The sequence below is a fragment of the Crassaminicella indica genome (assembly GCF_019203185.1).
Taxonomy (GTDB): domain Bacteria; phylum Bacillota; class Clostridia; order Peptostreptococcales; family Thermotaleaceae; genus Crassaminicella; species Crassaminicella indica.
This window is the reverse complement of record NZ_CP078093.1, coordinates 1,457,380-1,469,910: the sequence shown is the minus strand read 5'-3', so window position 1 is coordinate 1,469,910 and position 12,531 is coordinate 1,457,380. Positions and strand designations below refer to the sequence as shown.

Annotated in this window: 15 protein-coding genes and 1 riboswitch; of the genes, 3 read left to right on the top strand and 12 right to left on the bottom strand. The window is 31.8% G+C overall.

Going from position 1 to position 12,531, the window contains the following annotated elements; translation table 11 throughout:
* Positions 1 to 101 precede the first annotated feature (101 nt).
* The 6 genes from KVH43_RS07065 to KVH43_RS07040 all read right to left on the bottom strand — a co-directional run bounded on the left by KVH43_RS07065 (position 102) and on the right by KVH43_RS07040 (position 4,642).
* Complete coding sequence (locus KVH43_RS07065) at positions 102 to 245, bottom strand: YvrJ family protein (RefSeq protein ID WP_218281860.1); 144 nt, start codon at positions 243 to 245, stop codon at positions 102 to 104.
* 30 nt (positions 246 to 275) lie between these two features.
* Positions 276 to 545: a sigma-70 family RNA polymerase sigma factor gene (locus KVH43_RS07060; RefSeq protein ID WP_255547845.1), complete on the bottom strand. Its 270-nt coding sequence runs from the start codon at positions 543 to 545 to the stop codon at positions 276 to 278.
* 26 nt (positions 546 to 571) lie between these two features.
* Positions 572 to 2,031 (bottom strand): IS1182 family transposase gene (locus KVH43_RS07055; RefSeq protein ID WP_420829625.1). Its coding sequence is split into 2 segments (ribosomal slippage): positions 572 to 1,449 and positions 1,449 to 2,031, totalling 1,461 coding nucleotides; the frame shifts between segments, so codons are not numbered across the junction.
* A gap of 92 nt (positions 2,032 to 2,123) precedes the next feature.
* Complete coding sequence (locus tag KVH43_RS07050) at positions 2,124 to 2,429, bottom strand: sigma factor (RefSeq protein WP_218281859.1); 306 nt, start codon at positions 2,427 to 2,429, stop codon at positions 2,124 to 2,126.
* Between the two features lie 272 nt (positions 2,430 to 2,701).
* Positions 2,702 to 3,892 (bottom strand): methionine adenosyltransferase, encoded by a 1,191-nt coding sequence (gene metK, locus KVH43_RS07045; RefSeq protein ID WP_218281858.1) that lies wholly within the window; start codon positions 3,890 to 3,892, stop codon positions 2,702 to 2,704.
* Between the two features lie 94 nt (positions 3,893 to 3,986).
* Positions 3,987 to 4,089: riboswitch (SAM riboswitch) on the bottom strand.
* An 85-nt stretch (positions 4,090 to 4,174) separates the two neighbouring features.
* Complete coding sequence (locus tag KVH43_RS07040) at positions 4,175 to 4,642, bottom strand: COG2426 family protein (RefSeq protein ID WP_218281857.1); 468 nt, start codon at positions 4,640 to 4,642, stop codon at positions 4,175 to 4,177.
* Positions 4,643 to 4,901: 259 nt separating this feature from the next.
* On the opposite strand from KVH43_RS07040, the gene KVH43_RS07035 reads away from it, so the two are divergent.
* The 3 genes from KVH43_RS07035 (at position 4,902) to pyrB (ending at position 7,346) form a co-directional block, all read left to right on the top strand.
* Complete coding sequence (locus KVH43_RS07035) at positions 4,902 to 5,615, top strand: tRNA lysidine(34) synthetase (RefSeq protein ID WP_218281856.1); 714 nt, start codon at positions 4,902 to 4,904, stop codon at positions 5,613 to 5,615.
* Between the two features lie 60 nt (positions 5,616 to 5,675).
* Entirely contained in the window at positions 5,676 to 6,218 is a 543-nt protein-coding gene (yyaC, locus tag KVH43_RS07030; RefSeq protein ID WP_218281855.1) for a spore protease YyaC, read from the top strand.
* Between the two features lie 207 nt (positions 6,219 to 6,425).
* The gene (pyrB, locus tag KVH43_RS07025; RefSeq protein ID WP_218281854.1) at positions 6,426 to 7,346 is read left to right on the top strand and encodes an aspartate carbamoyltransferase; all 921 of its coding nucleotides are present in this window, start codon (positions 6,426 to 6,428) and stop codon (positions 7,344 to 7,346) included.
* Between the two features lie 72 nt (positions 7,347 to 7,418).
* Here the strand turns inward: pyrB and KVH43_RS07020 are convergent, their stop codons facing one another.
* The 6 genes from KVH43_RS07020 to KVH43_RS06995 all read right to left on the bottom strand — a co-directional run bounded on the left by KVH43_RS07020 (position 7,419) and on the right by KVH43_RS06995 (position 12,499).
* Complete coding sequence (locus KVH43_RS07020; RefSeq protein ID WP_218281853.1) at positions 7,419 to 8,402, bottom strand: acyl-CoA dehydratase activase; 984 nt, start codon at positions 8,400 to 8,402, stop codon at positions 7,419 to 7,421.
* Positions 8,377 to 9,486: an acyl-CoA dehydratase activase-related protein gene (locus KVH43_RS07015; RefSeq protein WP_218281852.1), complete on the bottom strand. Its 1,110-nt coding sequence runs from the start codon at positions 9,484 to 9,486 to the stop codon at positions 8,377 to 8,379. Before KVH43_RS07015 ends, KVH43_RS07020 begins: the two co-directional genes overlap by 26 nt.
* Positions 9,440 to 10,537 (bottom strand): acyl-CoA dehydratase activase-related protein, encoded by a 1,098-nt coding sequence (locus KVH43_RS07010; protein WP_338028329.1) that lies wholly within the window; start codon positions 10,535 to 10,537, stop codon positions 9,440 to 9,442. Before KVH43_RS07010 ends, KVH43_RS07015 begins: the two co-directional genes overlap by 47 nt.
* A gap of 45 nt (positions 10,538 to 10,582) precedes the next feature.
* Positions 10,583 to 10,813, bottom strand: coding sequence for a glutaredoxin family protein (locus tag KVH43_RS07005; protein ID WP_218281851.1), 231 nt, complete (start codon positions 10,811 to 10,813; stop codon positions 10,583 to 10,585).
* A gap of 96 nt (positions 10,814 to 10,909) precedes the next feature.
* Positions 10,910 to 11,401, bottom strand: a complete 492-nt coding sequence (locus tag KVH43_RS07000) for a 4Fe-4S binding protein (protein ID WP_218281850.1) — start codon at positions 11,399 to 11,401, stop codon at positions 10,910 to 10,912.
* Between the two features lie 537 nt (positions 11,402 to 11,938).
* Positions 11,939 to 12,499 (bottom strand): hypothetical protein, encoded by a 561-nt coding sequence (locus KVH43_RS06995; protein WP_218281849.1) that lies wholly within the window; start codon positions 12,497 to 12,499, stop codon positions 11,939 to 11,941.
* Positions 12,500 to 12,531 lie beyond the last annotated feature (32 nt).

Here is a 12,531-nt window from a genome sequence, read left to right as displayed (position 1 = left end):
TTATAGCATAAAAGTCTTAATCTCTTCCCTTTCATTTAAATTCAAAATAAAATTACTTTATGGGTTATAAAACAACCTATAAAGTAATTTTATTCGCTCTTTTATTTTAGACTGACAATAGCTTTTGTTAACTCATTGATGCTCGCACTAAGCTTCTCTAGCTTTCCTTCAATCCGAATTAATAAATAGATTGATACAGCAATAGGAAATCCTAAGTTTGCAACATGAGTATAAATCTCTTCCATATTTTCGCCTCCTTTCAAAAAATTTTAGTATTATAAAAAATGATTTTTCATTTTTCCTAATGCTCGTTCCTTCGTCTTAACAACAGTCTGATAGTGAACACCTAAAGCTTTAGAAATTTGCCTCATATTCAAATTCATCCCATAATAAAGGACAATAATCCTTTTTTCCTTTTCAGTCAGAGCTTTTAATCCTTGTTCTAAAAAATAGTAGTTTTCTGATTTTAATAAATCTTCTTCTATATTCACCTTTTCATTAGCAAATAGATCTATAAAAGATACATGGTCCTCCCCTGTATCTATTTCTTTATTAAGAGAAATTTCTTTTCTCAGGTTGCTGACAAACCATTGAAAAATTTCAGTGGTTTGTCTTTTTTAAATATAAAATAAGCGTAGCTTAATATTTTATGAGAATAATCATTCAAAAAAGAATTAAAAGATAGAGATGATAGTATCATCGCTATCTTTTTCATATTTTGTACTGCTGCTGTCATAAGACATTGTTCTTTGACTTTCTCAATTCCGCGAAAGCGGGCATAGCGAAGCCCATGCAGTTGTTTAGCATCTGCAAAGCTTCGCTCAACGGTTTCTTTTCTTCTCTTGTAAATCCGCTTCCCTAACTGATCGTACATAGTAAACCTTTTAACTTTATCTTTATATTTTTCCCATACATGGAGTCTAATTGTTCTAGTTTCATTACCATCATATAAGCATTTTTCTTTATATGGACACTCAGAGCAATTATTTTTATCACTGATATATTCCCTATAACCCTGACGGGTAGTAGTTTTATAATGCATTGGATAAAGATTTGGGCACATTATAACATCCCATTCATCAACATATTGAAATCTATTTTTTGTAAACTTTCCTTTTTTATGTGGTCCAAGTCTGTAACCTATAGCACCCTGTATATTTCTATCATTTAAACCTTTACAAATTGGAGCAGTAAAATATCCAGCATCAAGTCCTACAAATTTCACCTCAAAACCATATTTTTCAATTTGTTCATCTAATATTTGAAGATAAGGTGTTGCATCATTAATATTACCAGGAGTAACATTAACACCTGTAATAATGTTATTCTCTGCATCCACCGTTCTGTGTTCTAGATAGAAGAAACCTTTGGGTTTTCTATCTCTATGCATAAAACCACTGTCAGGATCTGTAATGCTAGATTTAATTCTCTTTATTTCTGGCTCATGTTCTTTTTTTTTAGAGGTTTTTTACCATGATTTATTCTATCTTCATTAATTGCATTTTCTAAATCATCAACATATTCTTTTACTTCAACTTTAATATATTTTTCTTCATACTTATTTTTATTAGCATTAGCTTTAAGATGAGTAGAATCAGTGTATAGTATTTTACCCAATACCAAATTATTATCTATTGCTTGTTTCACTATATTTGAAAAAATTTTTTCAAATATATCAGTACCTGTAAATCTACGTCTTCTATTTTGACTAATAGTAGAATGATGAGGAATCTCATCAGTAATTCCATAACCTAAAAACCATCTATAAGCAATATTATATTTGATTTCTTCCATTAATCTCCTTTCGGAGCGAATACCATAAAGATATCCAATAAACATCATCTTAAATAAAACAACTGGATCAATAGATGGTCTTCCATTATCTAAACAATACTTATCTTCTACTAAATCATATATAAATGAAAAGTTAATATATTTATTGATTTTTCTAAGCAAATGATCTTCAGAAACTAGGTTCTCAATCATAACAGTTTCAATTCTATTTTGGTATCCATTATTCTTAGTTAACAATACAATCAGTCCCTTCGGGAAATTATTCTATATATATTTATTCTACATAAAAAGCGAAAATCCTTTTTGAAAAAAAAAGAATTCTCGCTTTTTTATACTTTGTCAACAGTCTGAGAAATTTCTTTTCTTACTTTTTTCCTTTTTTCCATATAGAAAAATTTCAGCTGTAGCTTTATATAGCCCAAAAAAGGTACTCCCTTTGCCTCATCAAATCGCTCAATTTCATTTAATATTTTAACTGCTCCTTCCTGAAGCAAATCATTCCATTCTTCATTCCCAAAATAGTATTTCTTAATAGATACAAAAATCAGAGGCTTTAGCTTTTTAAGCATCTCTTCTTTTGCTTTTTCATCTCCAGCTTTGCACATATTGATAAGCTTTTTCATTTTATATTCCATATACCTTCCTCCCTGTGGAGGACCGATCCTCTTAATACCATGGTCTATGGAAATTTTAAAATTTATAAAATAAAAAAGAAAAAGTCGTTTAACTCTTAGTTGACTTTTACTTAATAAAACTCAATACATATTCTCGTAAAAATAATTACTAAAGCCTCCGACTAATAATTAGTTGTCCTTCAACTTAAAGCTTCTTCCTCAATCCTTAACTAAAGCTATTATTTTAAAACAATAAAAAAGATGAAGCATTTTAAAACGCCTCATCTTTTTTATTATTCACCTAGTGCTTCTTTTTTCAATATTTCAGCCTTATCTGTTTTCTCCCATGGAAGATCGATATCTGTTCTGCCGAAATGTCCATATGCAGCAGTTTGTCTATATATTGGTCTTCTTAAATCTAAATCTTTAATAATTGCTGCTGGTCTTAAATCAAAGTGCTTTCTTACAAGCTCTTCTAATTTTTCCTCAGATACTTTAGCTGTGCCAAATGTTTCTACAAGTATAGATACAGGCTGTGCAACACCGATTGCATAAGCAAGCTCTATTTCACATTTGTCCGCAAGCCCTGCCGCTACAATATTTTTGGCAACATATCTTGCTGCATAAGCTGCTGAACGGTCAACCTTTGTTGGGTCTTTTCCTGAAAATGCACCACCACCATGTCTTGCATATCCACCGTATGTATCTACGATAATTTTTCTACCTGTTAATCCTGCATCTCCTTGTGGTCCACCAATAACAAATCTACCTGTAGGATTTATAAGGTATCTTGTTTTTTCATCTAATAGTTCAGCTGGAACAATATTTTTGATTACATGCTCAATTAAGTCTTTTTCAATTTGCTCTCTTGTTACTTCTGGACTATGCTGTGTAGAAATAACAATAGTATCTATTCTTACAGGTTTATCATCTTCATATTCTACAGTTACCTGCGTTTTTCCATCTGGACGCAAATAATCTAGTGTACCATTTTTTCTAACTTCTGTTAATCTTCTTGCAAGCTTATGAGCAAGAGCAATAGGCATAGGCATAAGCTCTGGTGTTTCATTACATGCAAACCCAAACATAATCCCTTGATCTCCTGCCCCGATTGCTTCTACAGCATCTTCCATTGCTCCTTCTTTTCTTTCTAATGCTTCATCTACACCCATAGCAATATCTGGAGATTGCTCATCTATAGAAGTAAGCACTGCACAAGTATCACAATCAAATCCATATTTTGCTCTGTCATAACCAATTTCTTTTATTGTTTTTCTTACTACCTTTGGAATATCTATATAACAATTTGTAGTAATCTCTCCTGCTACAAGTACAAGACCTGTTGTTACAGATGTTTCTGCTGCAACACGAGCTTTAGGGTCCTTTTCAAAAATTGCATCTAATATAGCATCTGAAATTTGGTCACATATTTTATCTGGATGTCCTTCTGTAACTGATTCTGAAGTAAATAATCTTCTTGCCATTTTTTTACCTCCTTCATAATTATTATAATTATTATTTCCTAAAATCTGTTTAAAAAAAACCTCTTCATCACAAGAAGAGGTTGGAATTTCTTTGTCCTCATCTTCCAGAAATTACATTCTGTAGGATTTAGCACCGTGTAAAAATACCGGTTGCCGGGAATCATAGGGCCTAGTCCCTCCTCCACTCTTGATAAGGCATCAAGATTTATATTTAATTTATCAAGGTAATTCTATCATATTTAAAAAATATGTCAACTTTTTTGTTTTGGAAAATTATTCATTTTATAAATTTACAGCCACATGGCTAATTGTCATAATAATCAGCGCTGCAATAGTATTGCCCATAAATATAGCAGTAAATGCTTGTTTGAATGGAATATTCAATAGTGATGCTGCAATAGCTCCTGTCCATACTCCTGTAGTAGGCAGTGGTACAGCTACAAACAATAGAAGTCCTAAGCTTTTATACTTATGCACTTTTTCTGTCTTTCTTAATGTTCTTTTTGTAATCCAATCTACAAGCTTTCTCCAATAAGGATGTTTTTTCATTTTTATAAAAATAGGTTTTAACAAAAGCAATAAAAAAGGAACTGGAATCATGCTTCCAAACAACCCTAATATTGTAGCGTGAAGAGGTGTTATTCCCAAAGATACCCCTATTGGAATAGCACCTCTTAATTCCATCAGAGGCATTGCTGCTACTAATAAAACCATTATTTCATTTGAAATATATGTAAGTATTTGCTCCATAAAAATCTTCCTCTTCTATCTATATAGTTTTTTATTCTCGGTAAACACAATAATCTTTTAATCAATAATACGTTTATCTATATCTACAATCATTATATAGCAAGCTATAGCTTTTATGAAGCACTATTTTTGTAATAATAACTTAATATGTATTTTTTGTTGATTTTTATATAATTTTATTTATATGGAGTTGTTTATTTTCTTCTTTCCACTTTTTAGTTATTCGATAAGTTATATAATAAAAGAAAGGATTTATAATATGAAAAAAATACTAGGATGCGTAAAAAAAGCTGTAGCACAGTTTCATATGCTTCAAGATGGAGATATAGTAGGAGTTGGGCTTTCAGGAGGAAAGGACAGTACTGCTCTTTTATATTCTTTAAAGCTTTTTCAATACTTTTCTCCTGTAAAATACGAATTAAAAGCTTTTACATTGACTTTAGGCTTCAATGATTTTGATCTTACCCCTTTAAAAAAATTCTGTCATGACCTAAATATCCCTTATATAATTCAACCAACTCAAATCGGAAAAGTGATATTTGAAGATAGAAAAGATAAAAACCCTTGTGCCATGTGTGCTAGAATGAGAAGAGGAAAGCTCCACACCATTTGCAAAGAGCATGGGGTAACAAAGCTTGCACTAGGACATCATGCTGATGATGCAGTAGAAACATTATTTTTAAGTATGCTTTATGAGAGCAGAATAAGTACCTTTGATCCTGTAACATTTTTAGATAGAAAAAATCTGACTATCATCAGACCTCTTATATATGCATCAGAAGAAGACATTGTTTCGGCTGTAAAAAAGCATAATCTTCCTGTTGTGAAAAATCCTTGTCCTGTAGACGGAAAAACACAAAGACAATATATGAAAAACCTTTTAAATCAAATTTCTGAAGATATTCCAAATGCAAAAGCTCGGATTATTAAAGCATTAAATAATAAAGAACAGTTAAATATTTGGGCAAAATAATTTTTGTATCATATTTTTCACCCCCTCTTGATATATATCATATAAGGGGGTGTTTTCTCTTTGAAGGATGATTTTCATAAATACCTATATAAAAAACGCGTACATTACACGAATGAAAATGCTTCACAAATATTATCGGAATTAATAAAAGAAAAAATTTCAAGTAATACAGTCATTATATGCATCGGTACCGATCGCTGTATTGGTGATACTTTAGGTCCTCTAGTTGGTACCCTGCTTCAAAATAAAAACTTTAGATTTCCTGTTTATGGTACTTTGGATCATCCTATTCATGCAGTAAATATTAAGGAATCTTTAGAAAGAATAAAGGGTAAACACCCTAATGGATTCTTTATTGCAGTAGATGCCTGTTTAGGAAGTGAAGAACTCATCGGCAATATCCATATAAAAAGGGGGCCTATTTTTCCAGGAAAGGGTGTCGGAAAAAATTTACCTGGTGTTGGGCAAATGTCTATTGTTGGAATTGTTGATAAACTCAACAAGGATGACTGTTTTTCAATCCACAATATTCGCTTAAGCCTTGTAATGAAAATGGCAGAAGTTATTGTAGACACCTTTATGCTAGCAACATATTTATCATAAAGCTTTCCTTCTCATAAAGCTCAGTTTTGCATTGACATAAAAAAGCTTATATGATAACCTATTAACAATAAAAAAGACCTTTAACTTAACCCTGTGAGGTTAAAAAGGCAAGCAAAGGATATAGTTTATTGTGCCTTTTTTCCTTATGGTTAAAAGGTTTTTTAATACCTTTAAACTGGTTCGGAGAGACCAAAAAGGAGGATAAAAATGAAAACAATCAGACATCTTATCGATCCTGAGGATTTTACTAAAAAAGAGCTAGATGCACTCATAGCACTAGCAAAAAAAATGTATCTCAATCCTGAAAAATATAATTCAATCTGCACAGGAAAAATTTTAGCCACACTTTTTTACGAACCAAGTACCAGAACACGACTAAGTTTTGAATCAGCTATGTTAAGATTAGGAGGACAAGTATTAGGCTTTAGTGATGCTTCCACAAGTTCCGTTTCAAAGGGAGAGAATATTGCAGATACAATAAGAGTTATATCTAACTATGCAGATATTGCTGTTATCAGACATCCAAAAGCAGGTGCTCCAAAACTGGCTTCAAAATACGCTCATATCCCTATTATTAACGGAGGAGACGGTGCTCATCAACATCCAACACAGACATTAACGGATTTACTGACAATTCATATGTATAAAGCTTCTTTTGAAAATCAAACTGTTGCATTCTGTGGTGATTTAAAATTTGGAAGAACTGTTCACTCTTTAATTCGAACACTAGCAAGATACAATCTCCACAAATTTATTTTAATCTCACCAAAAGAGCTTTCACTGCCAGATTCACTCAAAGAAAAGCTTATACAGAACAAAGTTTTATTAAAGGAAGTCAGCACATTAGAAGAAGTAATTGATGAAATAGATATATTATATATGACAAGAATACAAAAGGAGCGTTTTCTCAACGAAGCTGACTATAACAGGCTAAAGGGTTCTTATATTTTAAATTCTCAACAAATTAAAAATGCAAAAAAAGACATGATCATTATGCATCCACTTCCTAGAGTCGATGAAATAGCTTATGAATTAGATAAAGATCCGCGTGCTGTATATTTTGAACAAGCAAAGCTTGGTGTATATGTTCGAATGGCACTCATTACAAAATTACTGAATGTGGGTTGATCATACTAGATGCTTATAAAAAATAGCTTCAAGAAAACACACCAGCTTTCTCGAAGCTATTTTTATAAGCATTTATTGTGCCAATTTCTCACTTTGCACATTGATGTTACTCCAGCGACCACACTTATCTCCCCATCTTGCAACAATTATTTCATCTCTATAAAATTCTACAACCTCACACATATTTGGACAATGTTCACATTCAAAGCTCTTTACGGTATAATTGCTGTCTGCAACCTCAAACCCTTTGAAATTCGTTGTCCCTTTCTTCGCTACCTCTTTTTTTGCCAAAAGAGCTGATCCGATTGCACCCATTACGCTTGCAAACCTCGGTACAATTACTTCACAACCTAATATTCTTTCAAAAGCTTTTCTAATTCCTATATTGGCAGCAACCCCTCCCTGGAATATGACAGGTGATTGAATTTCTTTACCTTTTCCTAAATTATTAAGGTAATTTCTCACAAGCGCCTCACATAAGCCATTGATAATATCCTCCTGATTATGTCCAAGCTGTTGTTTGTGAATCATATCTGATTCTGCAAATACAGCACATCTTCCTGCAATTCTTACAGTTGCTTTTGATTTTAGTGCAAGCTTTCCAAATTCTTCTATAGGAATGCCTAATCTTTCTGCCTGTCTGTCTAAAAATGAACCTGTTCCAGCAGCACAAACTGTATTCATTGCAAAATCATATAAAACACCATTTCGAAGAAGAATAATTTTAGAATCTTGTCCACCTATTTCTATAATCGTTTTTACATCAGGGACAAAATGCAGTGCTGCAATACCATGAGCTGTGATTTCATTTTTGACAGCATCAGCACCAATAATAATACCTCCTAGATTTCTACCACTTCCAGTAGTGCCTACCCCACAAATTAATACATCTTTTCCCAGTCTTGCCTTCATCTGAGAAAGCCCCTTCTTTACTGTCTCAATAGGCTTTCCTTGTGTTCTTATATACAATGTGTCTAATACTTTTTCATCTTCATCCATGACAATAATATTTGTACTCACAGAGCCAATATCAACGCCAAGATAGCATTTTTTCATTTTTGTATTTTTCCCTCCTGTTTCTTAATAGATCAACATATGCCTCAAGCCTTGTAACATATCCTGCTTCTCCTGTCATCTCATCAATAATCAGTGTCATAACTGGAATATCATGCTCATTTTGTACTTGAGGAAGTAAACTCATCGCAACAATCTCAGGCATACAAGTAAAAGGCATTACTTGTATTACACCATCATAGCCTTCCTTTGCATAAATAATCGTATTTCCTATCGTTTCTCTTCCATGCCCTCCTACCATAGTTTTCACATATGGCTTTGCAGCTTTTCTTATATCCTTTTCTCTTGTACCTCCTATGCTATTGTAAAATAGATGCTCTAGTAGCCATCTGAAAGTAGAATGAGACTTATGTACTACTACACCTAGCTCGTTTAATTTTTTTCCTATATCAATATTCGCAAAATCTTCTATTATTGTATAAATTTCACCAACTAACCCAACCTTTAGAACATCTCTGTTATAATCAAGAGGTATTTTTTCTATATCTCTTTGAGCTTGACTGATCAATTGGAGCATTTTTTGAGCTCCAGTAATATTTTCAAGATTGCTTATAAGTTTCTTATAAACTTTATCTATATCTCCTTTATTTTTTTCGTAAGGTCTTAATTTTAGTACTTGCTCTTCAAGCTTATCAATTTTCTTTAGTACACTTATACCACCCTTTAATGCCTTTGCAATTTTTATCATATTTTTTGTATTAGCAATTTTGCTAATTCGGTTATAAAATTCCTTTATGTCTCCATCAGGTGCTTCTAATACTACAAATTCCACATCATAACCTAAATCCTTTAAAATCTCCTTTTCTACCTCTGCAAAATAACCAAATCTGCAAGGTCCACAGCTTCCTGTCACTACAATAGTATCTGCACCTTTTTCTATACTTTCTACATAATTTCCTAAATTGATCTTCATAGGCAAGCAAATAAGCTCAGGTGAATATTTAGTACCAATTTCTAATGTTTTTTTACTATTTTTAGGAGGTACAACAACCTCTACTCCCAAATCATCAAACATAGCTTTAATTGGTAGATACATATTTCCCATGTGTGGAAATGTAATTTTCATTTTTTTCCCTCCATTGAATCATGTCTACAAATGCTTCTATTCTTGTATCTATTCCAGCTTCCCCTGTATGCTCATCTAATGTGAGCAAAATAAATGGTTTATCAGCATTTCTCCTTGTTCTTCTTTCAATAATATCTGCTATAACAGAATCTATACCACATCCAAAGCTTGATAGATAAATAATCCCCTGAATATCTTTTTGTTCCATAGCATAAAGAGCTGCTCCTAATACTTTTCTTCCAAAGCTCCAAAACATCTTCTTATCCATTGTTGCTGCCTTTTCATTAATAATCCTAGTATCAAAAGTATCCTGCGTCATCACATGAAGATGATTTTTTCTTAATTTTTCTATGATATTCATACTAAGATATGCATCATATATATTATAGGGGTGTCCTAAAAGAAGGATTTTCTTCTTATTTTTACACGAATGAATACACTGAAGCCTTTTGCTACCATCAATATCTGTAGGTAGTATCCCTTTTTTCATATAATCCATATAAGCTTTATGCTGCTTGAGCGATTGTTCAAATGCAAAATGAATTTTATTTTTATCATGCGTAACATATTTTCCTATCTCATATACAGTTTTCAATAATTTTTTTTTGGATTTATGAAAATCAATAGTTGTATCTATAATAGGCGGTAAATCCTTTAATGAACTTTTGATCATTTCTGGTAGCCCACAAAATTTAGGACAAATATATTCACCTTTATAAATACTCATAATTTTGGGTACAAATATAAGATCAACCTTGTCCTTCAAATCCATTACATGACCATGGTATATCTTTACAGGAAGACATGCATCATCTACTGTATGCTGCACACCACTATCTATAATCTGCTTGTTGGTTTTTCCAGATACAATAACTTCTGCTCCTAATGTTTCAAAAAATTTTGTCCAAAGAGGATAATAATAGTAATAGAACAATCCCCTAGGTATGCCAATTTTCATACGCATCTGATCCTTTCTATTTTCTATTCCTTCATCTCCTATATAATTGTTAGCAATTTCACTAGATTTTAAACAAAATTTTATTTTAAACAACTAAAAACGTGCTGCGACTTTTCGTCACAGCACGTTTTTAATACACTATTTTAATAATTCATCTATTTTGTCTTTATCAAATCCTTGAATTACTTCATCATCTACCATAATTACTGGCACGCCCATGAATCCTTTTTTGATCAATTCCTTTCTAGCTGCCATATCTGTAGAAACATTTTTTTCTGTATATTCCACTCCTAATGATTTTAAATAATCCTTTGCTTCCTTACAGTATATACATGTATTACTTGAATATACTACTACATTTTTACTCATATAAAACTCCTCCTTATTTTTGAAATACTCAATCATTCTATACCCACTATACTACTGCTTTACACACAAAATCAAGCAACTGATTCAATTTTTTATTTATTTTTTCGCTTTTTTATCCTGACTTTCTTTTATTAGCCCTGTTGCATGACCCATAGGACATACTTGACACCAACTGCGTGGCTTGAAAATAACTCCCATTATAATCCCTAATATGAATGATGCCATCATCAATCTAAAAACAGCAAAAGCTACTGCTCTTAGCACATTAGGTTGATAAAATGCATGATATAAAGATATACCAAACATAACCATCATAATCGTTAATAATATATTCTTCGCATTTTTTCCTCTAAAAGCTTTTGGCAAATTATTGTTTAAGCTTATATATTGAAGAAATTTACCTAATATAGAACCTCTTGGACAATATTTAGAACAATGAATTTTTCCTTCTCCTCGTAAAGCATGATAAATAGGAGCACCCATACAGATAAATCCTAATAATCCAAAACGTATATCTACAATAGATAGTGTGATGAATAGCACCATTAAAATCCATGACCATGATTGATGTGATTTTTTTGCGGCCATTGTCTCAACTCCTTGCTGTAAAACTAAAACAATTATCCTAGTATAATGCTCCTCTTGGATTTTTTAGCAAGATGAACCTCCTGCTCCTGCAATAATTCTAAATCCTTTAGAGAACCATCCATCAGAATAATCTATTTGAAAATTTTTAAACTGATTTAATAAATCTTTTTCTACTATGATCTTTAATCCATTTACTTCTTCAAGGTAATCTTTTTCATCATCTTTTGACCCTTCCAGGGCTATTCCAAATGTTGGACCACCTCAACCAAAGCCCTTGATAAATATTCTTAAAAAGGCACTTTCTTGTTCCTTCTCTTTTAATTGCTTTGTAATCATTTCCTTTGCTTTATCTGAAACATTTATATACATAGACAAACCTCCTTTTTATTTACCCCCTCCCATAGGGGGTTGCTTACATTTTAGTATATTTTTCTTATTTTGTCAATATAAATTTTAAAAATATACAAGCATTAAACTATGTATATATTATTCCCTAAAAGCTACAAAAAGAAACAAGTTCCTGCAGAGCAGAAACTTTTACCTTTTCATAATTTGTATGATCTCTTTTGCTTTATTTAAGGTTTTTTTCATATCAGTACCTTTTTTTATTTCTAGTATTTCCAATATATCTGTAATATTTTCAAATACTTCTATTAAATCACCTTTATTTTCCTTTAATCGGCTCAAGCAATCATTTACTGCAATTGCTTGATCTATTTTTTGTCTACTAATACCATATACATGGGGTCTGATAACTTCTAATAGCTCTACTGGTTTATTTTGCTTATAAGTACCATTATACCTTTCTTCATCCTTTGTATAATCATCTAATGCATACAAAACCTCTAATAGATTTTCCGCCTTTTCTACTATATTTTTTAGTTGATCAGTCCAATAAGGTTCTATACTTTTTTTCTCTTGCCTATTTATCCATGCATAGAATAGAATCGGCAGAATCTTGTCATTGCGCAAAAGCTTTTCAAGCATAACTGATAAGCTTTTATTAGATTTTTTTTCTATATGCTCTAAAGCATTTGTATCTATTAGCTCCATCTCTGAATCCTTTAAAATTAATTCTTCTCTATTAACCTCCTCCACTTTACCCCCTCCATTCAAAAGGCTAGTACATA